Raw genomic sequence first — 25323 nt, 5'->3', positions numbered from 1 at the left:
GCCGCGTCGACCGTGAATCAAAGATCGCTCTTCGCCAGGTCCCACATCAGCCGGTAGGTCCCCTCGGAAATCAGCTCTGCCTTTGCCGCTGCAATGGCCGCAGTGAAGCGGCCCTTCATGGTCGCAGCGACGGCTTCGACATCCGTGCCGTCGATCATCACATACCAGTCGCGCGCCGCAGGATTGGGCGCGGCGGGATCGTCGGTGAGCGGCTTCGAGAGGCGGGGATCGCTCTCCATCAGATGCATCGAGATGATGCCGTTGATATCGCCCGGATCGAGCTGCGCTTCGATGGCGCTGCGCAGTTTGTCAGCGCCTTCGGCGGGTGGCCGGATGCGCACCAGCCCGAGCGCCGCGCCGCGGCCCTGACCGCGACTGACGGTGATCCGCGCCACCGAACGCAGCATGTTCTGGAAGCGGCCGATATTGGTCAGCGACCACTTGGTCTGGTTCGCCAGCGCCGTGCGATAGGCCTCGCTGTCCAGGACGTCGAATGTCCTGGTCGAATACAGGCCGAGATATTTCGGCCTGGCATTCACGGCCACATAGCGCCTCGCCTCATTGAAGCCCTCGATGGCGACGCGCTCGGCGAGATGCTCGCGGTCGTACCACGCGTTGAATTCCTGCTCATGGCTGGCGTCGATATCCATCGACGTCATCAGCATTCCCGTGCCTTTGATCGGCATTCCAGAAGTCCTATTTCAATTTCGACGCCACATCGGCGATGGCCTTCATCACCGCGTCGCGCATGCCGGGGTCATACAGGCTGTGACCGGCGCTTTCAACGATGCGCACCTCGGCATTCGTCCAGCGCCTGGCCAGGGCGTGCGATGTCGCGGGCGGGCAGAGGAAGTCGTAACGGCCCTGAATGATGACGCCGGGAATGCCGGTGAGTTTGCCGGCGTCTTCCATGAGCTGCTGCGGCCGCATGAAGCAGTCGTGCTTGAAGTAATGCGCTTCCATTGCCGGCGTGGCCGGCATCGGCCGCGTGGTGTTGCCGAGTTCGGCACGGTCGAGCCGCGCGCGCTTCGGCGCGATTTCCGACAGGATGGCTTCGGTGCCGCCCCAGGCGCGGATCGCCGGGACATGCACGGTCGGATCAGCATCGAGAATGCGGCGATAGAAGTTCGGCAGCGGATCGGTGCGCTCGGCTTCGGGAAGGACGCTCAGAAAATCTCCATGCAGGCCGGGATAGTGCCGCGGCAGCATGACGTTGAAGACATCATGCAATTCTTCCCGCGTGCCGAGAAACGTTGCGCGCAGCACGATGCCGGTCACGCGATCCGGATGGGCCTGCGCATAGGCCAGTGCCAGCGTCGCCCCCCAGGAGCCGCCGACCACGAGCCATTTGTCGAAGCCGAATGTCTGTCGGATCGTTTCCATATCCGCAATCAGATGCGGCAGCGTGTTGGCTTCGCGCTTGCCTTTCGGCTTGCTGCGGCCGGCGCCGCGCTGATCGAACAGAACGGTGTGAAAGCGCTGCGGGTCGAACAGCCGGCGATGATCGGGCTGGCAGCCCGAGCCGGGGCCGCCATGCAGATAGACCGCGGGAATGCCGTCCCTGCGGCCGACGCTCTCCACATGGATTGCGTGGCCGTCGCCGACATCGAGATGTTCCGAGGTCAGCGGCGCGAACAGGTCCGCGCTCGCCGGGGCAGGGACATCAGCGGCCATGGACGTCGTCCGCGTCCGGCTCCAGCGTGCCGCCTTTGAAGTTGCGATAGATGAAACGGTCGCGGCCCTCAGTGGATTCCGTCTCTGCCATTTTGAAGATTTCGGCGTGAACAGGCGACAACGTGCAGGCGGGGTCGGTATTGCCGGCATCGCCGGTCAGCGCGAAGGCCTGGCAGCGGCAGCCGCCGAAGTCGATTTCTTTGAACGCGCAGCTCTGGCACGGCTCGGGCATCCAGCCGGTGCCGCGATAGCGGTTGAAGGCTTCGGAGTTCTGCCAGATCCAGGCGATCGAATGATTGGAGCGCACGGATTCAAATTCCATCCCGGTGATGGTCTCGGCGGCATGGCACGGCAGGATCTTGCCGGCCGGAGAGATGTTGAAGAACTGCCGGCCCCAGCCGCCCATGCACTTCTTCGGGCGCAGCGCGTAATAGTCCGGGACGACATAGTCGATATCGAGAATGCCTTTCAGGCGCACTTGCGCATCCTCGACAATGCGGCTGGTCTCGTCGATCTGATCGATGGTCGGCATTAGGGCGGCGCGGTTCTTCAGCGCCCAGCCGTAATACTGCACATTCGCGACCTCCAACCGGTCGGCGTCGAGATCGACCGCCATCTGGATGATGTCGGCGAGCTGATGCAGGTTCTGCCGGTGCATCACGGCGTTCACCGTCAGCGGCAGATCGAGCTCGCGCGTCCATTTGGCGACTTCGAGCTTCTTCGCGTGGCCATTGCGATAGCCGCCGACGCGGTCGGCCACCACGGGCTCATTGCCCTGGAAGCTGATCTGCACATGGCATAGCCCGGCATCGGCGAGCGCGGAGAGCTTGTCGCGCGTCAGCAGCACCGCCGAGGTGATGAGATTGGAATAGAGGCCCACATCCGTCGCGTGCTGGACCAGCTCGACGATGTCCTTGCGCGCGGTCGGCTCGCCGCCGGAGAAGTGGATCTGCAGCACGCCGATTTCGGCGAGCTCGGACAGCACCTTCTTCCATTCGTCGGTGGTCAGCTCGGTGCTGCCGCGATCGAGTTCCACCGGATTGGAGCAATATGGGCATTGCAGCGGGCAGCGATGGGTGAGTTCGGCCAGCACGGCGAGGGGAATGCCGAATGTCTCCGCAGTCGAGCGCGTGCGCTCCATGATCGCGAGACTGTCGGCGGGATCGGTGAAGACGGGACTGGCGTCGGTGAGGGTGGGGCTCATGATGTCTTCTCCCGCGCTTGCGTGAGAAAGCCCTTGTCGGCGAGGTCCTGCAGCATGGCCACGACATCGGTGCCGATATCGTCGCGCGGCGCGGCATATTTGGCGACCAGGAGATCGATGATATCGGCGACGCTGCGTTCGCCATCGCAAAGCTGCAGGATTTCGACGGCAATATCGTCCGGCGCCAGCACGCGCTCCGGCGCCAGGATCACCCAGCGCTGGCGCGTCTCGTCGAACTTCAGCCGGGCGTGGCGCGGCAAGATCGGCTTGCTCGCCTCGCTGACACTGATCCGGCGATTGCTGCGCAACTCCGTCATCGTTGCCTTCTTACTTGGCCGGGACGAACGCGCCCGGCGGCACATGGCCATCGACATAGGCATGATACAGCGCATCGAGCTGCACCCACAACACATTGGTCTTGAAGATCAGTGCATTGCACACCGCGCGGCGCTCCGCTGGGGTGTTGGCATGCTGCTTGACGTAATCCAGCGCGAAGCCGGCATCGCGCGGCGCCTGGGTCAGGCGGCGGCTGAAATAGCTCATGATGTCCGGATTGACGAAGTCATAATGCTTCAGCATGCCAGAGATGCGCTCCTCATGCAGGTTGGGTGCGAACAGTTCCGTCAGCGACGAGGCGATGGCCTCCAGCGGCGTCCTGTCGCGGACGAAATGCACATAGGCCTCCACGGCAAAACGCGTCGCCGGTAAAATGCCCTCGGTGGATTCCACATAGGCTGAGTCGAGGCCGAGCCCTTCGGTCAGCTTCAGCCAGCGCTCGATGCCGCCTTCTGCGCCGGTATCACCGTCGTGATCCTCGATCCGGTGCCGCCATTCCACGCGTGTCGCACGGTCGCGGAAGCGCGAGATCACCACCGCGTCCTTGATGGGGATCGTGCTCTGGTAATAGTAGCGGTTCAGCGCCCAGGCCTGCACCTGGCCCTTGTTGAGTTTGCCGCCATGCAGCAGCTTATGAAACGGATGCAGGCTGTGATAGCGCGTCGCGCCGATATGGCGCAGCGTCTCTTCGAGTTGCGCGGTATTGTCCAGCGGCACACCTGGCGAAATCGAATAGGCGGAAATGGCGTTGTCGCCGATCGTGTTTGCAGCGATCATGCTTGCACTTGGGGCGTTCACAGCGTGATCTCCATGCCATTGCCGGGGATTTGCCAGCCGGCGGTGGTCAATGCGGCGCGCTCGGTGGAATCATGCAGCAGCGCTGGGTTCGAATTGTTGATGTGTAGAAAAAACTTTCTGGCGATGCCGGCATCGGCCAGTTCACTGATGGCGCCATCCGCGCCGGACATCGACAGATGCCCCATGCTCTGGCCGGTCTTCTGGCCCAATCCCGCCGCGATGAGTTCGTCGTCGCGCCATACGGTGCCGTCGAAGAACACCAGCGGCGCGCCGGAGATGCGCGTCTTCAGTTCGGGCGTCACCCGCGCGCAGGCGGCGATGAAATAGAAATGCTTGCCGGTGGCCTTCTCGGCGATCCGCAGACCCAGCGTATCGCCGTCGCCATCTTCGCCCGCCGGATGCGCCTGGCCTTCGAGATACCACGCGCTCTTGCCGGGAACGGTGAAGGGCAGCACCTCCAGGCCGGATGGCGCGCCATCCTGCAACTTCGGTTCAAAATACGTATCGATGCCGATGGCTTCGCGGCGCACGTTCTTGTCCGAGAGCACGTTGAAGATGCTGTTGGCTTTCAGGATCGCCAGCACACGTGTGTGCGCATAGATTGTAAATGGCGAACCTTCCCGCATCGACAAGAGCCCGGCCACCGCATCGACCTCGCCATTGGTGAGGATCACACCTGCGATCGGCGAGTGTCTGACATGATCGGGATGGGGATGAAGCTGGGGCGTATCGGTGACCTGTTGTCGCAGGTCGGGCGAGGCATTAATCAGGAACCAGTTGGCATTGTCGGCCGACACCGCGATCGAGGCCTGACCGCTCTGCAGGTCTGGCCGCTCATTGCGCGCCGCGCGACAAATCCGGCATCCGCAATTCCATTGCGGAACACCGCCGCCGGCCGCGGCTCCAAGAACGACAACACGCAACATGAGATCGCCCTGAATCCGGCTATTTGTAATTTATGCCAATTAGCGTCTCGTAAAAAGACGCGGGGCGCCTGTCGTCAACGAAGGCGCCCCCAAAACTTAGCTTGAGCTCAAGTCTTACTTGCGCGCCGCGCAGGCGTACATGTTGATTTCCATGCCGACTGCAACTTCGACGATCTTAGGTGCTTTCCAGGCCATATTTCTCTCCCGCTTCTCTGCAGTCAGGTACTGCATAACCATAACTCTATTCCCTGCTCAAAGGTTCGCCAACAACTTCGTCATCACAATGTGAAGCGACGGGGGTACAATATGCGTGCAATGCACAATCGAATTGCGGTGCAACATTGCAAAGGCGAGAACGTTCCATAGATAGCGAGGGCCTTTGGTTGAAAGGCATCGATTCGTACTCAGCCCGCCGCATCTTCCGGGATATTCGCGTGGTCTGAGGTCTTCTGCGTCCGCGCCCAAGCCCAGTGCCAAGAGAATTGCCATGCCGCTTTATTTCTTCAACACACGCATCAACGACGAGCTGGTGGTCGATCCCGAAGGCGAGGAGCTGCGGGATCCCGATCATGCCTGGGATGTGGCGCGGTCGATGATCCTGCAATTGCTGCGCTCCGAGGGCACGCCGAGCGATCTGCTCAAAGCGGTGCTGGAAGTCACGGACAAGGACGGCGAGATCGTGCTTGAATTTCCGTTCACCGAAGCACTGCTCGATGCCACCGATGAGTCCGCAACGCGGCATTAGAGCGTTTTCGAGCGAAGTGGGCACCGGTTCGCGTCAAGAAAACGCGTCAATACAAAAAGCCAGAGCCTCGGTTCTGATTCTATCAGAACCGAAAAGGCTCTAGTCGATCGCGGGAATCCGTGCAGACTTGCTCGCGCGCCATGTTTTGATTGCGCGGCGACATAAAAATATCCAACAGTGCGATCCGGAAAGCCTCGGGGGCGGCGCATCTCATGTGCTGCGAGCAGAGAAGGCTTCCGTAAAAAGGGGAGAGATCCATGAGTGTTTACACGTCCGCGCGCCGGGCATTGCTTGCCGGTGCGTTCATCGGCGTCTTTGCAAGCGGCGCCTTTGCCCAGCAGTCCGATACATCACCTGCAACACCGGCTCCTGCAGCCGCGCCAAGTGCAGCGCCTGCTGCTCCCGCAGCGGCTCCTGCACCGGCGCCGGCCGCACCACAGGCTGCCGCTCCGGCGCCCGCAGCACCGGCCGTTGCCGCTGCACCGGCGCTGCCGCCCGGCTCGCCGCTGATCGGTCGTCCCGATGGCGCTGCCGCAGCCAAGCTCGCGCCCGTCGCGCCGCCGCCGATTCCGTCCGCTGCCGACAAGCTGCCGACTGCCAAACTGAAAGTGCCCGCGGGCTTCAATATCGAGGTTTATGCGGCCGGCATGGCCAATGCGCGCTCGATGCGCGAAGGCGACAAGGGCACGGTGTTTGTTGGCTCCCGTCTTGTCGACAAGGTCTATGCGGTCATCAACAATGACGGCAAGCGCCAGGTGAAGGTGCTGGCCTCCGGCCTCTATCGTCCGAACGGTCTCGCCTTCAAGGACGGCACGCTCTACATCGCCGAACTGTCGAAGATCTCGAAGATCGACAAGGTGGAAGACAATCTCGAAAATCCGCCGAAGCCGGTGATGATCTACGACAATCTGCCGAAGGACGAAGCCCATGGCTGGAAGTTCATCGGCATCGGCCCCGACAACAAGCTCTATGTGCCGGTCGGCCAGCCTGGCAACAATGTGCTGCATGACGAGGCCCATGGCCAGATCCGCCGCATGAATCTCGATGGCACCGGCGCCGAAATCTATGTGAAGGGCGTCCGCAACACCGTCGGCTTCGACTGGAATCCGACCACCAAGCAGATGTACTTTACCGACAACGGCCGCGACTGGATGTCGGAAGCGGTGCCGGAGGATGAACTCAACCGTGTCACCAAGGCGGGTGAGGATTTCGGCGCGCCCTACTGCCTGCAGGGCAATATCCTCGATCCGGAATTCGGCTGGGGCAAGTCCTGCGCCGACTACACCGCGCCGGTCGGCTTGCTCGGGTCGCATACGGCGGCATTGGGCATGCGATTCTACACCGGCAAGATGTTCCCGGCCGCCTACAAGGACGCGATCTTCATCGCGCGCCATGGTTCCTGGAACAAGACGCAGAAGCTCGGCGGTGACGTCGTTGTCGCGAAGCTCAACAAGGACGGCACGGTGAAGTCCGTCGAGCCGTTCCTGACCGGCTTCATTGAGGACAACAAATATGTCGGCCGCCCGGTGGATGTGCTGCAGATGAAGGATGGCTCGCTGCTGGTGTCCGACGACTGGAACGGCGCGATCTATCGCATCACCTATGGCAAGCAGAAGGTGGCGGGGGCGAAATAGCGGGCGTGGCGGCGCCGTCATTGTCGCGCGCCGCCGCTCACTGCCGCAAACTGTCATTCCGGGGCACGCGCATCTTCGCGCGTGAACCCGGAATCCAGAAGTGTTCATCCATGTCGAGATTCCGGGTTCGCGCTTACGCGACGGTGTCGCTTCAGCGCGCCCCGGAATGACGAGTGAGAGGCATAAAGAAAGAACCCGATGCGCCTGCTAGCTGTCTTTGCCATGTCTGCGCTTTGTTTATCCGCTATCGTCACGCCGTCACTGAGTGCCGAACCCATCACCGAGCGCGCCGCGCCGTGCCTTGCGTGCCATGGCGAGAAGGGCGTTTCCGAAACCGACAACACGCCGTCGCTCGGTGCGCAGCAGCCGGCTTATTCCCTGATCCAGATCTACATGTTTCGCGAGAAGCTCCGCGTCGCGGAGCCGATGAACGACATGGTGAAGGATTTCACCGACGACGATCTGCGCCTGTTCTCGGATTATCTGGCCACGCTGCCGAAGCCGGCGGCGCTGGAGGCGGGCGATCCCGCGCGGATGCAGGCCGCCAAGGCGCTGACCTCGCAATTCCGCTGCGATAGCTGCCACAACGCGGATTTCTCCGGCCGCGACAACATCCCGCGCATTGCGAACCAGCGCGAGGACTACCTCGCCAAGACCATGCGCGAATACAAGGACAACTCCCGCCACGGCTATGACGCGACGATGGCCGATGTGATGCAGTCGATTTCCGAAGCGCAGATCGTGGAGCTGGCGTATTTCCTCGCAAGGGTGAAGTGACCAGGAGCGGCGGATACGCCACTCCTGGTCATTCCGGCGTAATCCACGCTCGTCATTCCGGGGCGGGCGTCGCCGGCGAAGCCGGCAGAGCGCGAACCCGGAATCCCGAAGTGTTCAGCGCAAAACATGTCGGGATTCCGGGTTCGCCTGCGCGAAGGCGCGCAGCCGCCCCGGAATGACGAGCGTGGGACAATACAGCGCCTAAACATTTTTTCCTGCTCTCCATTGACAGAATACCTAGAAGGTTTATATTCTCTTCCGTCCTGCCCCACCGAGAGGGGCGATCGCGATCGTCACGTTCGCGGGGTGGGATGCGGTGGACGCCGGAGATGCGGCGTTACGCGGTTTGGAGGTGACGTCTGTCTTCGGGCAGGACGGATCTGCGCCAGCACTGCCACTGGCAAGGAGACGGCCGGCCTTGGGATGGAAAGACCCCTGGACAGTGTGACGGACGACCAAATCAAAACGCGTCCGGCTTACTCGCTTGAGGCTCCCTGTCCCTCCGCCGTGGGACCATCATTTTGGTGATCGGATCGTTCGCCAAGGCAAAGCGCAAGCAGGCTGAAAAAACACCGCAGGCGGAACGCCGGGCACTTCGCCCAGCGCGTCCGAAAGTCCTGATGCACTCTTACTTGCGGAAGACCGCATTCGCATCAGGCCCAAGGGTGCAACGGGCACCCGGCGTTCCGCACGCCCTCTCACAAGCGGGCGGGAAGGAATGCGCAAAACTCGGACGCTTCGGCGCCGCGAGATGGCGAAAGTGCGCCTGATTGGCAATCTCCGGCCGCCTGCGTTAACAAGCGACAAGCAATGGAGCACTGCATGAACGATCTCTGGCGCCTGTCGGCAACTGACCTCTCCGCACTCATTCGTACCCGCAAGGTGTCCGCCAGGGAGGCCACGGTGGCTGGCCTCGCACGGCTCGATGCTGTGAACCCTGCCATCAATGCCGTCGTCGACCATCGGCCCGATGAGGCGCTGGCACGGGCGGATGCGGTCGATGCGGCCATCGCTGATGGAGAGGATGTCGGTCCGCTCGGCGGCGTGCCGATCACCGTCAAAGTGAATATCGACTACGCGACCTATCCCACCTCGAACGGCGTGAATATCCAGAACGAGATCGTCGCGACGACCAACAGCCCGGTGATCGACAATCTGCTGAAGGCCGGCGCCGTCATCATCGGCCGCACCAATTGCCCGGCATTTTCCTATCGCTGGTTCACCACCAATCAGCTCTATGGCGATACCAAAAACCCGCGTGATCCCTCGCTGACGCCGGGCGGATCGTCAGGCGGCGCAGGCAGCGCAGTCGCGGCCGGTATCGGACACATCGCGCACGGCACGGATATCGCCGGCTCGATCCGCTATCCCGCCTATGCCTGTGGTGTGCACGGGTTGCGTCCCACGCTCGGCCGCATTGCCGCTTACAATCAGGCGCTACCCGAGCGCATCATTTCCGGCCAGATCACCGCGGTATCCGGTCCTTTGGCACGCACCGTCAACGATATCAGGCTTGGCCTCGCCGCGATGTCGCAGCCGGATGCGCGTGATCCCTGGTGGGTGCCGGCGCCGCTCGAAGGCCCGACGCGCGAGAAGCGCGCCGCCATGTGCCTGCGGCCTGACGGGCTTGCTATCACCGCCGATGTCGAAGCCGCCGTGCGCGATGCCGGCAGGCGGCTGGAGCGGGCAGGGTGGATCGTTGAGGAAGTCGAGAACACGCCGGCGCTGCGCGAGGCCGCCGCCTTGCAGACGCAGCTCTGGTTCGGCGACGGCTATCAGGGCATGCTGGATGCGGCCGAACGCGAGGGCGATCCCGCAGCACTCGTCTGTTTGCGCGGACAGAAGGACAAGCTCAAGGACTTCGAGAATGGCGGCCTGTCACGGGCGCTGGTACGCCGCTCCACCTTCGTGCGCGACTGGGAGCTGTTCCTGCAGACCTACAGCGTGGTGCTGATGCCGATGTCCGGCGAACTGCCGTTCCCGGATCATCTGGACATGCAGGGTCAGGAATCGTTTGATCGGGTCTGGGCTGCGCAGATGCCGCAGATCGGCATTCCCTTCATGGGCCTGCCGGCGCTGAGCGTGGCCACGGGTCTTGTCGGCCGTGCTCCGACCGGCGTGCAGGTCGTGGCTGGCCGTTACCGCGAGGATCTGTGTCTGCTCGCCGGCGAAGCCATCGAGGCCGGTGGCACCCCGCCGATGCCTTGCGATCCTGTTCCGGCCTGAGAAGGGATCAGTGCGATGACCGGCATCTCCGATTTCTCTGCGAATGCGCTGTCCGGTGAACCGGTCGCGCTGAAGCAGTTCGAAGGAAAGGTGCTGCTGATCGTCAATACCGCCAGCGCCTGCGGATTCACGCCGCAATATGCGGGGCTGGAGAAACTGCAGCAGGATTTTGCGCCGCGCGGATTTTCCGTGCTGGGCTTTCCCTGCAATCAGTTTGGTGCGCAGGAGCCCGGCGATGCCCGGCAGATCGAGAGCTTCTGTGAGACCAATTACCACGTCACCTTCCCATTGTTTGAGAAGATCGACGTGAATGGCGCTCGCGCGCATCCATTGTATAATTACCTGAAATCTGAAAAGTCCGGATTGCTGGGTTCGGGAATCAAATGGAATTTTACCAAATTCCTGATCGACCGTTCCGGACGGGTCGTCGAGCGTTTTGCGCCGACCGCCAAACCTGAATCACTGCGAGAGAAAATCGAGGCGCTGCTATGACCGACAACACCAATGCATCAGCCGATCTGCCTGATCGCTTGTCCACCGATCCGCGAAGCCCGTTCTACAATGCCGAAGTGCTGCAGCGCGATGTCGGCATTCGCTTCAAGGGCGCCGAGAAGACCAATGTCGAGGAATATTGCGTCAGCGAAGGCTGGGTGAAGGTGCCCGCCGGCGCGGCAAAGGACCGGTACGGCAATCCGCTGCTGATCAAGCTGTCGGGCCCTGTGGAGCCGTATTTCCGCGACTAAACGCGGAAAACGCGTCGAAAGGCCCGGTGCGGGACGCTGACCTGTTTGCAGCAGGGGCTGACTAGCAAAAAGGCGTTGCCCGCATAAATTTGAAGCTTAAAGTAATTGCAGTTTCCGGCTACGCTGCGTCCGTCAGCATGATGGACACAGTCGGGCCGTCGTGATTGCAATGCGTGCATGGCAAATGAAGGACCGGGAATGCAGGTGGTGTCGCTACGCTCGGACGCTCACGCCGAGTCGGAACCTTTATCCGGCCGCAAACCCGCTTCAGCGATGATCGAGATCGATCACGTCTCGCAGCGCTTCCAGACCTCCGGCAAGCAAAGCCATCTGGCGCTATCGGATATCAACCTCACCATCGAAGACGGCGCCTTCGTCTCGATCCTCGGACCTTCAGGCTGTGGCAAGTCGACCTTGCTCTATATCGTCGGTGGCTTCGTGCAGCCGACCGATGGCGTTGCCAAGGTGAAGGGCAAGGCGATCACGGGACCGGGTCCGGACCGCGGTCCGGTGTTTCAGGAATTCGCGCTGTTTCCGTGGAAGAACGTGCTCGGCAATGTCATGTATGGCATGCGCCAGCAGGGCATGAAGAAGGCTGAGGCCGAAACGCGCGGCCGCAAGCTGCTCGAAATGGTCGGCCTCAAGGGCTACGAGAATTTCTATCCGAAAGAACTCTCCGGCGGCATGAAGCAGCGCGTCGCGATCGCGCGCACGCTGGCCTATGATCCTGCCGTGCTGCTGATGGACGAACCGTTCGGCGCGCTCGATGCGCATACCCGCACGCGGCTGCAGAACGATCTGCTCGACATCTGGGATACGCAGCGCAAGACGGTGTTGTTCGTCACCCACTCGGTCGAAGAGGCCGTCTATCTCTCCGACAAGGTGATCGTGATGTCGCGCTCGCCGGGCAGCATCAAGGAGATCGTCGATATCGATCTACCGCGGCCGCGCAAACGTGCCGATCTGCTGCTTGATGCGCGCTTCCAGAAATACATCGTCGATATCGAGAAGATGATCGACGACGGCAAGGACCATCTGTGATGGGCCGATCTGCGATAACGATGCGCGGGGTGCTCAAGACACTTTCGCCTGTCTTCGCCTGCATCGGGTTGCTGTGTGTCTGGCAGATCGCCTCGCTGCGGCTGGATACCGAGAGCTTTCCGACGGCGCTGGAGTCGATCAAGGCCATTCCCTCGATCCTCGGGGACAAGGGATCGCTGCTGAACATTCTCGATTCCATCCGCCGTATGACCATCGGCCTCGTGCTCGCAGTGATGTTTGCGATCCCGCTCGGTTTGCTGATGGGGCGCATCAAGGCTGTCGCGGCCTTCTTTAATCCGCTGATGATGATCATCTATCCGGTGCCAAAAGCAGCGCTGATGCCCATCATCATGCTGTGGATAGGCGTTGGCGATGTCTCCAAGATTCTTGTCATCTTCCTCGGCGTCAGCCTGCCGATCATCTATCACGCCTTCCAGGGCTCCAAAGCCGTCGAAGAAAAGATGCTGTGGTCCGGCGCGGCGATGGGCATGTCCGCGCCAATGCGCATGCTCCGCATCGTATTGCCCGCGGCGCTACCTGAAATTCTCACGGGTTGCCGCACCGGTCTCGTGCTGGCGTTGATCACCATGATCACCTCCGAGATGATCGCGCGTCAGTCCGGTGCCGGCAATATCCTGTTCAACTCGCTCGACATGGCGCAGTACGACACCGTGTTTGCGATGATCCTGATCATCGGTGCCATGGGCATCATCTTCGATGCGGCCTTTGAGAAACTCCGTCTGTCGCTGGTGCGCTGGTCGCAGCCGCGCGACGACATGCCTCTCAGCTTTACGTGAGCGCAGCATGAACCAGGAACGCGTCAATTCGGTTCTGCTGGGCATCACGCCGATCGTGCTGTTCATCGCGCTGTGGCAGTCGCTGATCTCGTTCGGCTTCGCGCCGACGAGCTTGTTGCCGCCGCCGGGCGCCGTGTTCGGAAAGCTCGCGAAGGACTTCTTCAACGGCGACTTCCTGCACGATATCGCCGCGACACTGATCCGGCTGTTCGCGGGCTTTGGCATCGCCGTGGTCGTCGGTGTGTTCATCGGTCTTGCTGCGGCGGTGAGCCCGGCGGTCAATGCCGTGGTCAAGCCGCTGGTGCGCGTGCTGGCGCCGATCCCGAAGATCGCGCTCTATCCCGCGCTGCTGCTGATCCTCGGCTTCGATCATGCCTCGAAGATCACGCTGGTCACCGCCGACGCGCTGTTCCCGATTCTGCTCTCGACCTATTACGGCGCGTCGATGGTCGAGCAGAAGCTGATCTGGTCCGCGATGGCCGCCGGGACGCCGCGCTGGCAAATCCTGTTCAAGGTCGTGCTGCCGGCCGCCATGCCGTCGATCCTCACCGGTTGCCGCATCGGCCTCGTGATCTCCTGCATCGTGGTGTTCCTCGCCGAGATGATCACCTCGACCGATGGCCTCGGCCACATGTTGGTGCAGGCCGCGCGTACGTTCCAGACCGTGGACATGTTCGTGCCGCTGATCATGATCTCGATGCTCGGCCTGATCCTGAACAGCCTGCTGCACTGGCTGCGCAGCTATCTGCTGAGGGGCTTCCCGGAAGTATAGCGCCGTCTCGGTCGTCATTCCGGGGCGTGACCGGCACTTGCCGGACGCGAACCCGGAATCTCGGGATGGCTTGGCTCCCGAAGAATCCCATGTCGAGATTCCGGGCTCCGTCCTGCCGCCTGTGGCGTCAGTCCGTCCCCGGAATGACGAGCTAAATCTTCAAAGCACCGGCGGCTTCTGCAGCTGAAAGTGCTTCAGCAAATCCACAAACGCCGACAGCCGTCCCTCGCGATAGGCATCGATATCGAGCCCCTCGTAATTGAGAAAGCCTTCGCCGGTCTTCAGGCCGATCTTGCCCTCGGCCATGTTGCGGCCGACGATCTCCGGCGACGCATAGCGATCGTTGTTCAGCGCGCCGGTGAGGTACTTGCTGGCGTAATACAGAATATCGCCACCACCCCAGTCGACGAATTCGAGCAGGCCCAGCACCGCGAAGCGAAAGCCGAACCCGTATTTGATTGCCTTGTCGAGATCTTCCGGCGAGGCGACGCCTTCCTCGACCATGCGCGCGGCTTCGTTCATCGCCAGTGCCTGGATGCGCGGCACGATATAGCCGGGCGAGGCCGAGCACACGACAGGCACCTTGCCGATGCCTTCGAGCAGTTCCTTGACGCGCGCGGTAATCGCCGGATCGGTCTTGGCGCCGGGTGAGACTTCGACCAGCGGCACGAGATAGGCGGGATTAAGCCAATGCGCGTTGAGAAAACGCTCGGGATGCTCGACGGCGCTGGAAATGTCATCGACCAGAATGGTCGATGTCGTCGACGCGATGATCGGCGTTGGACCCGCGAGCTTCGATGCGCGGGCCAGCGCCTCGCGCTTCTGCTCAAGCACCTCCGGCACGCCCTCGAAGATGATCGCCGAATTGCTCAGCGCAGCGCCCGCGCCGGCTTCCGGCACGACACTGACGCGCGACACCAGTGTTTCGATATCGGCTTCTGTCAGCAGGCCGAAGCGCGCCATGCTGGCGAAGGTCTTGCGGATCTCGCCGAGCGCCTCGGCTTCGAGCGCCCTGAACTTGTCCGTGTCGCGCGCCTTGAAGTCGACGATCGCGACATTGTGGCCGGCATAGGCAAAGGCGACGGCGATGCCGCGGCCCATGCGACCCGCGCCGAGACAGGCGATGGCGGGACGGGGGCTCATGCAGCGAACCCTTCGCGCAGCACCTTCAGCAGCGCGGCCTGATCGAGGTCGCCGAAGCCGAGGCTTTCAAGCGTGCGGCCGCCTTGCAGGAAGTTCTCGCCGCAGATCGCGCCGCCGATGGCGAGGAACGCCTTGACCAGCGGCGTCTCGATGCCGGCAAGCGTGGCGCAGGACAGGAAGAACGACAGGCCCGTGCGCAGATCCTCACGCATGTAGCGATGTTCGGTGAGAACGATGTGCTCGCGCCAGTCACCGCTGTCGGTGAGGCGATCATGCGAGCCGCGGCCATACATCCACTCTTCGCCTTCCTTGGCATAGTGATCCGCCAGCGGGAAATGCGCGCCGTTGTAGCCAAAGGCCTCTCGGATCGCGATACGCTCGCCGTCGAGCTGATCAGTGACGCGGCGGATCGCCGGCTGCGTGCCTTCCTTGTGAATGTCCCAGGTCGGAAAATGCTCCAGCGGCCCGGCATTCATCACGATCAGCGGCGGATGGATGATCGGGCCGGCATTCATCAGTGCGCCGGACAGCGCATCGCCGCATGGCTCGATGACACCGGGGAAGGCCTTGTCGATGACCTTGCAGGCATAGTCGGACATCGACAGCGGGAATACGCCGGTCGGCAGACGCTTGGCGCGGATGGTGATAGCGACTTCGAACGGCCCGTGCTTGCGCGCGAGCCAGGGCAGCGTTCCGGTTTCGGCGAAGGCGACCTTGGCCTTGTTGCCGGCATCATGCGCAGCCTTGGCGAAGATCATCGAGCCGAAGGTCGCGGGCGGCAGATAGACCACCTGGCCGTCCTTGAGGTGCGGGGCGATCCGCCAGGCGATATCGGGCTGCGCAAAGGCGGGTGCGGGGCACAGGATCAGTTCGACGTCCTTGATCGCTTCCGCAATGTCCGTCGTTACCAGCGTCAATTGCGTATCGTGCGTGCCCTGCGCATTCTTGACCTTGATACGCGAGCCGGCCTTCTTGTGTTCGGCCACAGCCTCGGCATCGCGGCGCCAGAGGCGGACGTCATGGCCCTGCAGAGCGAAATCACCAGCGGCTGCGAAGGAACCGTTGCCGCCACCCAATACTGCGATCTTCATCTTCGTCCTCTAAGTTCTAGCGTAGGATGGGTAGAGCGAAGCGAAACCCATCGCTCTGTGCCGTGTCGTTGATGGGCTTCGCGAACACGCTCTACCCATCCTACGAAGGATTGTCCTGCTTCAGTTTGAAATGCTGCACCTTGCCGAGCGCAGTGCGCGGCAAATCTGTGACGAATACGATGTCGCGCGGCTGCTTGTAGCGCGCGAGCTGCGTCAGAACATGGGCCTTCAGCGCCTCGGCGCTCACGCTGCAATTCGGCCGCAGCAGGACATAGGCAACGGGCACTTCCTGCCATTTGGGATCGGGCACGCCGACGACTCCGCAATCGGCGACATCGGGATGTTCGAGCAGCACGCGTTCGACTTCGGCGGGATAGACGTTCTCGCCGCCGGAAATGATCATGTTCTTCTTGCGGTCGTGGACCCAGAAGTAGCCGTCATCGTCGCGCGTGCCGATATCACCGGTGCGATACCAGCCGTCATGCAGCGCCTCGCGCGTCGCGGCCTCGTTGCCCCAATATTCGTAGAACACGTTGGGGCCGCGCACCGCGATCTCGCCGGTGGCATTGGCGGGAAGTTCATGGCCGTCGTCGTCGATGATCATGGCCTCGCAGCACAGGCCAGGCAAACCCGTCGATCCCGTGCGCGACAGGTCGCCGCCAAGCCGCGTATAGACCGAAATCGGGCAGGTCTCGGTGGAGCCATAGACCTGCAGCACGGGAATGCCGCGTGCCGTCAGACGCTCGATCAGATGCGGCGGCACGATACTGGAGCCGGTGGAGACGGCCTTGAGACAGGACACGTCGGTCGCAGCCCAATTGGGATGCTCGCTCATCGCCTGAATGATCGCGGGGACCCAGACGGTCAGTGTCGGCCGATCCTGAACGATCGCGGCCAATGTGGAGTCCGGCGTGAAGCGCGCATGGATCGTCACGGTGGCGCCATGATGCAGCGCCGGGGTGGTCTGGATGTTGAGGCCGCCCACATGGAAGAACGGCAGCACGGTCAGCACGTGATCGTCGGAGGTGATGCCGTGCATGTGCTGGCTCATCACGCCATTCCACAGCAGCGCTTCCTGGCGCAGCACGGCACCTTTCGGACGGCCGGTGGTGCCCGACGTGTAGACGATCAGCAGGGGGCAGGAGAGGTCGGTATGCGGATTGCGACCGTCACCGGATGCGCATGACAGCAGATCGTCGAATGTCTGGCCGGGTGCGGGTGGCGCGAAATCGAGCGCGATCACGCGGGTATCCGGCAAGTCCTTCGCAAGCGATGGCAGGATCGCCGCAAAGCCTTCTTCCAGCACCAGCACCTTCACGGAGGCGTCAGAGAGGATGAACAATTGTTCGGCGACCGCGAGGCGCCAGTTCAGCGGCACCATGATCGCGCCGAGGCGGGCGCAGGCATAGAGCAGAACCAGATAATCGGGCCGGTTCATGCTCAGGATCGCGACGCGATCGCCGCGACCGACGCCGCATTCTGCCTTCAACGCTTTCGCCGTTGCCTCGATCCGGGCGTTGAACGCGGCATAGCTGAGCGTCTTGCCCTCGAAATGAATCGCGGGCCTGTCCGGCGTGAATGCGGCATTGCGGGCGATGAGGCTGGAGAGATCCACGATTACTCGTCTTTCTCACCGGCCTCGTAGAGTGCTTCTCGGCCGATACGATCCAGACACAGTTCGGCTGTCCAGGGCAACATCAGCGCACCGCAGCGGCTGTCGCGATAGATGCGCTCCAGCGGCAGCGTTTTCAGCATGGCCTGACCGCCGCAGGTGCGGATCGCCAGTGCGGCGAGTTCGTTGGCGCCTTCCATCACGGTGTACTGGGCGGCGTAGGCACGCAGCACCTGCTCCTTGCTCGGATTGGCACAGGCTTCGGTCACGGCCTGGAACCAGGTCGACTTGAGCTGTTCGAGCTTGATCTGCATCTGCGCCACGGCGATCTGCTTGGTCGGGTACATCCGGCGCTTGACTGGCGGCATGCCCGGGATTTCGCCGCGGAGATACTTCACGGTGAAATCGTACGATGCCTGCGCGAGACCAACATAAGTCGGCGACAGCGTCAGGAACATGTGCGGCCAGCGCATCGCGGCCTGGAAGTAGACGCCGCGCGGCATCAGCGCTGCATCTTCCGGAACGAACACGTCCTTGAAGATCAGCGTGCGCGACACCGTGCCGCGCATGCCCAGCGGATCCCAGTCGCCGACGACGGAGACGCCTTCGGACTTGGCGGAGATCGCCAGATACAGCGTGTTGCGGCGCGAAGCCTTCTCGCCCTCAGCGACCTCTGTGCAAAGCACGCCGTAGTAATCGGCGAAGCCCGACAGCGAGGCGAAGATCTTCTTGCCGTTGACAATCCAGCCGCCCTTGACGGGCCTGGCTTCGGTGCCGAATGCAACGCCGCCTGCGGCCGCTGCGCCGCCCTCGGAGAACGGCTGCGAATAGATCGCGCCGTCTTCGACGATGCGCTTGTAGTGGATGGCGCGGCGGCGGTGCTGTTCGGCGCGCATCTGGTCATCCATGTCGAGGTCGTCGGCCAGCGGGCCGGACCACAGCGTCGAGCAGACATGCATGTTCCAGGTCAGCGCAGTCGCGCCGCAATAGCGGCCGATTTCGGCAGCAGCCAGCGAATAGGTCTGATAGCCGGCGCCCGAACCGCCATTGGCTTTCGGGATCGAGATACCCAGCAGACCGGCCTTGTGCAGGTCCTTGTAATTCTCCAGCGGGAAGGTGGCTTCGGTATCCCACTTCGCCGCGCGACCGGCGAAATTAGCCTGCGCCAGCTCGCGCGCCTTGGCGATCAGCCCGGCCTGTTCGTCGTCGAGACGATAAGCCTTCGGATCGAACATCGGCTTGTCGAGAACGATGCTGTTGAGATCGGGCTTGCTGGCAGGCTTGTTCATGAGGATGACCCCGAAAGGTTGTGGCTGGTTTTGAGGAAGTCGGCGAGCACTTCGTTGAATTCGCGCGGGCGTTCGAAACTGGCGAGATGCCCGACGCCTTCAAGTTCGACATAGGTCGCGCCCGGCACGAGTGTGGCCATCTTGGCCATGGTTTTCGCGGGCGCGTTGTTGTCTTTCGATCCAGATAGGACTAAAGTCGGTATTTTGATATCCGCGATGTTCTTGCGGAGATCGAAGCCGATCATCGCCTTCATCGAGGCGCGATAGGTGTCGGGTTTGACCGAGGCCATGCAGTCCTGCGCCAGCGCAATGCCGGCGGGATCGGGATCGTCACCAATCAGGCCGGCGACCAGCTTTGGTGCCATCGACACCATGGTCTCGCCGCGGTCGAGCGGGCCAAGCCGCGCGTCGATGAAGTTCTTCTGCCATTCGCCGTCGGAGCTGCCGAAGGCGGAAGTGGTTTGCGCCAACACGATGGCGCCGGGGATGTGTGGATAGTCCACCATCAGTCGCTGCACGATCATGCCGCCGATGGAATGACCGACCAGCACGGGCTTCACGGCACCGATCTGCGCGAGAAACTCCTTCAGCGCCTCGGCGAAGGCTGGGATGCTGGGGGTCTCAAGTTGCTTCGAACCGCCATAGCCCGGCATGTCCCAGCCGATGGCATGGTAGCGGTCGCCGAACGCCTCGAGCTGGTTACGCCAGCCGCGGCCGGCGCCGCCGATCCCGTGCAGAAACACCAGCGGTGTCGCCGTGGGGGAGCCTTTGGCTTCAAAACCGAAGCGGCCGTCCTTCGTCGTCAGGGCTGCAGAATTTGGCACGCATAGGCCTCCTGTGCTGTCGGACAAGGTGATCCTAGCATGTCCGAGATATATGAAAAGCGATAGTTTTAGACTTAAAGGGTTGTGGATTGCCTCATCCGGAGGCACGGCCGGTTTCTCCGGTCACGCCTCCAATCGAGGGATAATGCATCGCAGGCTTGGCAATGGTGTGGTGCCCGGCAATCGCCCTTGTCCGAAATTTCTTTAGGTTTAAACAATGTCGATTGCCGACGCATCCAGGGAGGAAGCCATGTCCGATCAGTCATTTTTGTCCTGGCCGTTTTTCGAAGACCATCATCGCGAACTCGCCACGGGCCTGTCGCGCTGGGCCAAGGCGACGCTGCCCGGTCTGGTCGATCATCATGACGTCGACGGCTCCTGCAAGCGTCTGGTGAAGGCGCTTGGTGATGGAGGCTGGTTGCGTGCGGCAGTGCCGGCGAGTCACGGCGGAATGTTTCCGACCTTTGACGTGCGCTCGCTGTGTCTGATCCGCGAAACGCTGGCCTACGAGACTGGTCTCGCAGACTTTGCGTTTGCGATGCAGGGACTGGGCACCGGCCCGATCAGCCTGTTCGGCTCGGAGGCCTTGAAGTCGCGCTATCTGCCGCGCGTTGGCAGTGGCGAGGCTATTGCGGCTTTCGCATTGTCAGAGCCCGATGCAGGGTCGGATGTCGCTGCGATGACGACGACGGCGGTGCCTGATGGTTCGGATCATGTCCGCATCAATGGCCTCAAGACCTGGATCTCTAATGGCGGCATTGCCGACCAGTATGTGGTGTTCCTGCGTACTGGCGAATCCGGCGCGCGCGGCATCAGCGCATTCGTTGTCGACGCGGATACACCCGGCTTCACCATCTCGGAACGTATCAACGTGATCGCGCCACATCCGCTGGCGACGCTGAAATTCGAGGATTGCCGCGTGCCTCTGGCGAACCGCATCGGTAAGGACGGTGAAGGCTTCAAGGTCGCGATGGCGACACTCGACGTGTTCCGTTCTACGGTCGGTGCAGCCGCGCTCGGCCTCGCACGACGCGCGCTCGACGAGGCGCTGCATCGCTCGGTCACGCGAAAGATGTTCGGCCATACGCTCGGCGATCTTCAGCTCACGCAGGCTGGTCTTGCCGAGATGGCCACGTCCATCGATGCATCGGCCCTGCTGGTCTATCGCTCCGCCTGGACCAAGGATCAGGGCGCCGCGCGCATCACACGCGAAGCCGCCATGGCCAAGATGTTCGCGACCGAAGCGGCACAGACAGTGATCGACCGTGCTGTGCAGATTTTCGGCGGTCTCGGCGTGCAGTCGGGTGTCAAAGTCGAGGAGCTCTATCGCGAGATCCGCGCGCTACGCATCTATGAAGGCGCAACCGAAGTCCAGAAGGTCATCATCGGTCGCGAGCTGATCAAGGCTGCCCAGGCACAGTGAGCTGATGAGGCGAGTCGATCACGGCTCGCCTCATGATCACGCGGCTGTCGCTTCCGCCTTGTAGCTCGGCGCCGAGGCGAGAAAACGCGCATAGGCATCGGCGTCCGGCGGTGTGAATTTCTCCACCAGCGCGCCGCGCCGTTTGCTGGTGGCGCCCATGTCGTCCAGCAATTCGTCGAAATGCTTGAAGTGATAAGGTGCCACGCAAAGTCCGCCATAAACGCCGGCCGCGGGCCGTTCGACGCGTTTGAAATGAAGCATCTCGTCCATGTTCTGGTGCATCTCGGCTGCCGTCGGCTGCTTCGCCAGCTTGCCGTCGGCATAGCGCACCAACCAGTTGGCGGCCATTTCCGCTGTCAGCACCGAGCAGAAGCTGGAATTGAAGCCGACAAATCCCATGTCCGGCAGATCCGGATTGGCGATCACGCGATACAGCCGATACTGCCCGTCGGACTGGATCAGCTTGTCGCGATATTGCTGCGGCAGGAACGGTACGCCGAGCGTGAAACCAATAGCCAGCACAGCAACGTCAGCTTCGACGCGCTGGCCGCCTGACATCACGATGGTCTTGCCATCGTAGTGATCGAAGGTGCCGCGGATAGCCTTGATGCGGCCGTCGGCAACCATCGGGAAGAAGTTCGGCGTGGCGATCGGCACCGAGCAGTTGATACCGTCCTCGATGCGGCCTTCCGGTACCATGTCGCACTTCTTCAGCTTCAGCTGGGTCTTCAACATGGCCTCCAGTCCGCGCCAGTTGGCCCAGATGAAGGGTTTGGCAATGGCGTGATTGAGCCGGGAGAGCGCACTCAGGCCCCAGCCCCGAAACATCTCCTCCTGTGCGCGAATATAGAGGATGCGCTTGAAGTTGACCAGGCCGCCGAGAAAATAGGGAATGCGCCAGACCGGCTCGCGATAGACAAAGGTAACGGCGCTGGCGCCGGCATTGACCGAATGCACGGCGATGTCGGTGGCCGATTTCGAGCCGCCGAGCACGACGACCTTTTTGCCTTTGACGATGGATGAATCCGTGTGCTCCGCCGAATGCAGGATGACACCGCCGGCGGCCTTGAACTTGTCTTCGCCGGGATGATGCAGTTCCTTGCGCTCGTTGAATTGTCCGGTGCAGACCGCGACGAAATCGAATGTTTCCTGCGCGGTGTTGCCAGCCGCATCGCGTGTCTCAAGCGTCCAGCCGGGGAGGCCATCGCCGCGCCGATTCATGCTGATGACGGTGGTGTTGAAGCGCATCAGTGGGATCAGATTATAGTCGCGTGCATAGTCTGTTAGATAGGCATGGACCTGCGGCCCCTTCGGCCATTCCGGATAGCTCGCCGGCATCGGCTTGTCGGTGAAGCGATAGAGTTCCTTGGGACTCTGGGTCTGCACCTCCGGATAGGATCGCGCGGGCTCCCAGACGCCGCCAAGATCGGCGCTGCGTTCCAGCACGGTGACCTTGTGTCCGTGCGCCATGAAGGATTTGGCGGCTGCGAGGCCGGCGATGCCGGCGCCGATGACGCAAACACTCTTCTGTTTGACCATGGCTCGTCTCCTGTCTGAATGCAGCGCTGTATGGCGGACGTGCGGGCTCACGCGCGCAGACGGGTGTCTGCGCGGAACGTCCGCGATGCGTTAAAGCTGGGGTCGGCTGTTGACGCCTAGTCGTTGGCTTCCGGTGGCAGGAAGTTCACTTCATGCTCAGCGGAGACCCGCACGATGGCTTCAATGTCGCTCATATTGTGCAGTTGCTTGAACAGGGCTTCGAGCTTCTGCGTCGGCGAGACCCAGAACAGGGCCCGGGCAGGTTTGTCGGATTTGTTGAAATAGCCATGCGGAATGCCGCGGGGCAGGCGGACCAGATCGCCGGCATGGGCGCGGACCCACTGGCCGTCGAGTTTGAGGTCGAGAATACCCTCCTGCACCAGGATGAACTCTTCCTGGGTCGGATGGATATGCACCGGTACGAACTGGCCGGGATCGCTGTTGGTCTCGAAGGCAAAGGTGGAGTCGGTCACCGCCTTCGGGAAATAGACCTGCCCGAGGATGTTCCACGTGGTGCCGCCATATCCCGTGCCGTTCTGGGTGATGCCTTTTTCAAGTGCCGCCATGGTATTGCTCCCTTGGGTTTCACGTCTGCAAGGATGCTGCGTGACCTGCCGGTCTGTCTCTAGCCGCTGAACGAATCCGCTATCCAAACGACGAAATAATTACCGGTGCAGAGAAGGGGCGGCCACGCTGCGCTGCACACGCCTCTCTCGCACGTGCTGGCCTGCGCATTCGTTGTGCAGCACGGCAATATTTGCAGCGCGGCGCCGACTATGCGGCGTGATGCGACATGGATAGTCTAGGTTTCAAATAACGCAGGCGATCGGACCATGGTGTTGGACGCAGCCGTATCGAGGAATGCTCAGCCGACCCGCGCCGCAAGGCTTGCGGCATTCTCTCGAGTTTTCACCAGGGATATCGACGAAGCCGCCGACTCGATCGGGCGTATTTTCTGTCCGCATGCGCTGGACCCGTTACAGAGCTCCCGGCCAGATTTTCATGCGCTCCATAACTGTGCGGCGTTCGATGGCTTCTCGGTGAACTACGTCTCCTATGGTGGCTCGGTGGCGATCGATCCCGGCTGTCTCGATCGCTTCTTCCTGCTGCAGATCCCGATGCATGGCGGTGCCCGGATAAATACTGGCGGCCGGACGATTGAGGTGTCGGCAGGGCGCTCCGCGTCCTTGCTGTCGCCGACCATGCCGACGAAGATGGTTTGGCAGGACGATTGCGCCAAGCTGATCCTGCTGGTCGAACGACGGCTCGTCGAGGAGCGCGCGGCGGCGCTGGCGGAGAAATCCGGAGCGGTCATCGAGTTCAATCCGGAGGTCGATCTCAATACGCCGTTCGGTCTCGCAATCCGGTCCCAGATCGAATACCTCGTCCATCTAGCGGAGCACCGTGGACCCGGTCAGCAGATCTCGCCCATGATGGCGGCGACCCTGCGTGACTCCGTGATCGGACTGTTGCTGACCGGTCAGAGACATACGCTCACCGCCACTATCGACCGCTCTTTGGCGCGCCTTGGTCCGCTGCCGTCAGTGCTGAGAAAGGCACGGGACTATCTTGAGGCTCATGCCACTGAGCCGCTCGATCTCGATCGGCTCGCGCGCGCAGCTGGCATCGGGATACGTTCGCTGCAGCTCGGCTTTCAGAAGCATTTCGGCATGTCGATTTCCGATGCGTTGCTCGATATCCGGCTAACGCATTTGAATGCACGACTGCTGCGGGCCGCGCCGGGCGAGCGCGTTATTGATATGGCCTTCGATCTTGGCTTTACCCATCCGAGCCGGATGGCCAGCGTCTATCGCGCCCGTTACGGCGAGACCCCGTCGGATACGCTCCGCCGCAGCCGCTAGCAGCATGGCCTGCCCGTTTCTTGCAAAAGCTTGAAGTATAAAATAATATCCGGGCAGGCTCATGGCGAGCCTGCGGAAGGTGATGCATGTCCGGACTGTCTCGCTCCTCCCACGCTCTGGTGACCGGCGGCGGCCGCGGCATCGGCCGCGCCATCGCAGCCTCACTCGTGCGGGCTGGCGCGACCGTGACCATCATGGGGCGTAATCTCACCGTGCTGAATGAGGTCGTCGCGGCGGGCGACGCGCATTATGCTGTTGCCGCCGATGTGTCCGATCAGACCACGCTGAACGCCGTGATTGCGGATGCCGCGAAACGCCAGCCGATCGATATTCTGGTGGCGAATGCGGGCGCTGCGGAGTCTGCGCCATTCGTGAAATCGGATGCAGCGCTGTTCCAGCGCATGATGGACGTCAATTTCATGGGCGTCGTCTATGCGACGCAGGCCGTGCTGCCCGAGATGGTCAAGCGCAAGAGCGGCCGCATCGTTGCGGTGGCTTCGACGGCTGGCCTCAAGGGCTATGGTTATGTGAGCGCCTATAGCGCTGCGAAGCACGCCGTTGTCGGTCTGGTACGTTCGGTGGCGCTGGAAGTCGCGAAAAGCGGTGTCACTGTGAATGCAGTGTGCCCCGGCTTTACCGAAACCGACCTGCTCGAAGGCAGCATCGACAACATCATGAGCAAGACTGGCCGTACGCGCGAACAAGCTGTTGCCGAATTGGCGAAGCACAATCCGCAGGGCCGTCTGGTGACGCCTGGGGAAGTCGCCGATGCGGTCCTGTGGTTGTGCGGCGCCGGCGCCAGTTCCATCACCGGCCAAAGCATCGCCGTCGCCGGCGGCGAAGTCTGATCGAACCGCAACAACAAGA

Annotated in this window: 26 protein-coding genes; 12 read left to right on the top strand and 14 right to left on the bottom strand. The window is 62.1% G+C overall.

The window, feature by feature from the left end; genetic code table 11:
• Window positions 1-17: 17 nt before the first annotated feature.
• From AB8A38_RS10470 to pqqA, 7 genes are all read right to left on the bottom strand, one after another.
• Window positions 18-686 (bottom strand): hypothetical protein, encoded by a 669-nt coding sequence (locus tag AB8A38_RS10470; protein ID WP_439085928.1) that lies wholly within the window; start codon window positions 684-686, stop codon window positions 18-20.
• A 10-nt stretch (window positions 687-696) separates the two neighbouring features.
• On the bottom strand, window positions 697-1674 hold the full coding sequence (pip, locus tag AB8A38_RS10465; RefSeq protein ID WP_439085927.1) for a prolyl aminopeptidase: 978 nt from the start codon (window positions 1672-1674) through the stop codon (window positions 697-699).
• Entirely contained in the window at window positions 1664-2878 is a 1215-nt protein-coding gene (gene pqqE / locus AB8A38_RS10460; RefSeq protein WP_439085926.1) for a pyrroloquinoline quinone biosynthesis protein PqqE, read from the bottom strand. Before pqqE ends, pip begins: the two co-directional genes overlap by 11 nt.
• Window positions 2875-3195, bottom strand: coding sequence for a pyrroloquinoline quinone biosynthesis peptide chaperone PqqD (pqqD, locus tag AB8A38_RS10455; RefSeq protein ID WP_315841231.1), 321 nt, complete (start codon window positions 3193-3195; stop codon window positions 2875-2877). The genes pqqE and pqqD overlap by 4 nt, the downstream gene beginning before the upstream one ends.
• Window positions 3196-3205: 10 nt before the next feature.
• Window positions 3206-3991 (bottom strand): pyrroloquinoline-quinone synthase PqqC, encoded by a 786-nt coding sequence (pqqC, locus tag AB8A38_RS10450; protein ID WP_439085925.1) that lies wholly within the window; start codon window positions 3989-3991, stop codon window positions 3206-3208.
• Between the two features lie 17 nt (window positions 3992-4008).
• Window positions 4009-4938 carry a pyrroloquinoline quinone biosynthesis protein PqqB gene (gene pqqB / locus AB8A38_RS10445; protein WP_439085924.1) on the bottom strand — a complete coding sequence of 310 codons (930 nt, stop codon included), beginning with the start codon at window positions 4936-4938 and terminating at the stop codon, window positions 4009-4011.
• Between the two features lie 114 nt (window positions 4939-5052).
• Window positions 5053-5133, bottom strand: coding sequence for a pyrroloquinoline quinone precursor peptide PqqA (gene pqqA, locus AB8A38_RS10440; RefSeq protein WP_089267584.1), 81 nt, complete (start codon window positions 5131-5133; stop codon window positions 5053-5055).
• A gap of 292 nt (window positions 5134-5425) precedes the next feature.
• On the opposite strand from pqqA, the gene AB8A38_RS10435 reads away from it, so the two are divergent.
• The 9 genes from AB8A38_RS10435 (at window position 5426) to AB8A38_RS10395 (ending at window position 13673) form a co-directional block, all read left to right on the top strand.
• On the top strand, window positions 5426-5683 hold the full coding sequence (locus AB8A38_RS10435) for a DUF6894 family protein (protein ID WP_089267437.1): 258 nt from the start codon (window positions 5426-5428) through the stop codon (window positions 5681-5683).
• A 257-nt stretch (window positions 5684-5940) separates the two neighbouring features.
• Window positions 5941-7317: a PQQ-dependent sugar dehydrogenase gene (locus AB8A38_RS10430; protein ID WP_439085923.1), complete on the top strand. Its 1377-nt coding sequence runs from the start codon at window positions 5941-5943 to the stop codon at window positions 7315-7317.
• Between the two features lie 198 nt (window positions 7318-7515).
• Window positions 7516-8094, top strand: a complete 579-nt coding sequence (locus AB8A38_RS10425; protein WP_439085922.1) for a c-type cytochrome — start codon at window positions 7516-7518, stop codon at window positions 8092-8094.
• An 822-nt stretch (window positions 8095-8916) separates the two neighbouring features.
• Window positions 8917-10320, top strand: coding sequence for an amidase family protein (locus AB8A38_RS10420; RefSeq protein WP_439085921.1), 1404 nt, complete (start codon window positions 8917-8919; stop codon window positions 10318-10320).
• Window positions 10321-10335: 15 nt separating this feature from the next.
• Window positions 10336-10812 carry a glutathione peroxidase gene (locus AB8A38_RS10415; RefSeq protein ID WP_439085920.1) on the top strand — a complete coding sequence of 159 codons (477 nt, stop codon included), beginning with the start codon at window positions 10336-10338 and terminating at the stop codon, window positions 10810-10812.
• A complete protein-coding gene (locus tag AB8A38_RS10410; RefSeq protein ID WP_068732134.1) occupies window positions 10809-11063 on the top strand; it encodes a DUF3297 family protein in 255 nt (84 codons plus the stop codon). The genes AB8A38_RS10415 and AB8A38_RS10410 overlap by 4 nt, the downstream gene beginning before the upstream one ends.
• 198 nt (window positions 11064-11261) lie before the next feature.
• Window positions 11262-12104 (top strand): ABC transporter ATP-binding protein, encoded by an 843-nt coding sequence (locus AB8A38_RS10405; RefSeq protein WP_231081171.1) that lies wholly within the window; start codon window positions 11262-11264, stop codon window positions 12102-12104.
• 20 nt (window positions 12105-12124) lie between these two features.
• The gene (locus AB8A38_RS10400; protein ID WP_439085919.1) at window positions 12125-12901 is read left to right on the top strand and encodes an ABC transporter permease; all 777 of its coding nucleotides are present in this window, start codon (window positions 12125-12127) and stop codon (window positions 12899-12901) included.
• Between the two features lie 7 nt (window positions 12902-12908).
• On the top strand, window positions 12909-13673 hold the full coding sequence (locus AB8A38_RS10395; RefSeq protein ID WP_439085918.1) for an ABC transporter permease: 765 nt from the start codon (window positions 12909-12911) through the stop codon (window positions 13671-13673).
• Between the two features lie 159 nt (window positions 13674-13832).
• Here the strand turns inward: AB8A38_RS10395 and AB8A38_RS10390 are convergent, their stop codons facing one another.
• From AB8A38_RS10390 to AB8A38_RS10370, 5 genes are all read right to left on the bottom strand, one after another.
• Window positions 13833-14816: a 3-hydroxybutyryl-CoA dehydrogenase gene (locus AB8A38_RS10390; protein ID WP_439085917.1), complete on the bottom strand. Its 984-nt coding sequence runs from the start codon at window positions 14814-14816 to the stop codon at window positions 13833-13835.
• Complete coding sequence (locus tag AB8A38_RS10385) at window positions 14813-15907, bottom strand: NAD/NADP octopine/nopaline dehydrogenase family protein (protein ID WP_439085916.1); 1095 nt, start codon at window positions 15905-15907, stop codon at window positions 14813-14815. Before AB8A38_RS10385 ends, AB8A38_RS10390 begins: the two co-directional genes overlap by 4 nt.
• A gap of 100 nt (window positions 15908-16007) precedes the next feature.
• Window positions 16008-17522 carry a class I adenylate-forming enzyme family protein gene (locus tag AB8A38_RS10380; protein WP_439085915.1) on the bottom strand — a complete coding sequence of 505 codons (1515 nt, stop codon included), beginning with the start codon at window positions 17520-17522 and terminating at the stop codon, window positions 16008-16010.
• Between the two features lie 2 nt (window positions 17523-17524).
• Window positions 17525-18808: an acyl-CoA dehydrogenase family protein gene (locus AB8A38_RS10375; protein WP_439085914.1), complete on the bottom strand. Its 1284-nt coding sequence runs from the start codon at window positions 18806-18808 to the stop codon at window positions 17525-17527.
• Window positions 18805-19632, bottom strand: coding sequence for an alpha/beta fold hydrolase (locus AB8A38_RS10370; RefSeq protein WP_439085913.1), 828 nt, complete (start codon window positions 19630-19632; stop codon window positions 18805-18807). The genes AB8A38_RS10375 and AB8A38_RS10370 overlap by 4 nt, the downstream gene beginning before the upstream one ends.
• A gap of 250 nt (window positions 19633-19882) precedes the next feature.
• Here AB8A38_RS10370 and AB8A38_RS10365 point away from each other — a divergent pair, with 250 nt between their 5' ends.
• A complete protein-coding gene (locus tag AB8A38_RS10365) occupies window positions 19883-21055 on the top strand; it encodes an acyl-CoA dehydrogenase family protein (protein WP_439085912.1) in 1173 nt (390 codons plus the stop codon).
• 36 nt (window positions 21056-21091) lie between these two features.
• On the opposite strand, the gene AB8A38_RS10360 is transcribed toward AB8A38_RS10365, so the two are convergent.
• Together AB8A38_RS10360 and AB8A38_RS10355 are read right to left on the bottom strand one after the other, a co-directional pair.
• On the bottom strand, window positions 21092-22594 hold the full coding sequence (locus AB8A38_RS10360) for a flavin-containing monooxygenase (protein ID WP_439085911.1): 1503 nt from the start codon (window positions 22592-22594) through the stop codon (window positions 21092-21094).
• A 116-nt stretch (window positions 22595-22710) separates the two neighbouring features.
• A complete protein-coding gene (locus tag AB8A38_RS10355; RefSeq protein WP_315841244.1) occupies window positions 22711-23160 on the bottom strand; it encodes a cupin domain-containing protein in 450 nt (149 codons plus the stop codon).
• 267 nt (window positions 23161-23427) lie between these two features.
• Between AB8A38_RS10355 and AB8A38_RS10350 the strand changes: the two genes are divergently transcribed.
• Complete coding sequence (locus AB8A38_RS10350) at window positions 23428-24456, top strand: AraC family transcriptional regulator (protein WP_439085910.1); 1029 nt, start codon at window positions 23428-23430, stop codon at window positions 24454-24456.
• 86 nt (window positions 24457-24542) lie between these two features.
• Window positions 24543-25304, top strand: coding sequence for an SDR family NAD(P)-dependent oxidoreductase (locus tag AB8A38_RS10345; RefSeq protein WP_439085909.1), 762 nt, complete (start codon window positions 24543-24545; stop codon window positions 25302-25304).
• Window positions 25305-25323: the final 19 nt, after the last annotated feature.

The sequence above is a fragment of the Tardiphaga sp. 839_C3_N1_4 genome, assembly GCF_051811045.1.
Lineage (GTDB): Bacteria > Pseudomonadota > Alphaproteobacteria > Rhizobiales > Xanthobacteraceae > Tardiphaga.
This window is presented reverse-complemented; position numbering and strand designations above follow the sequence as displayed.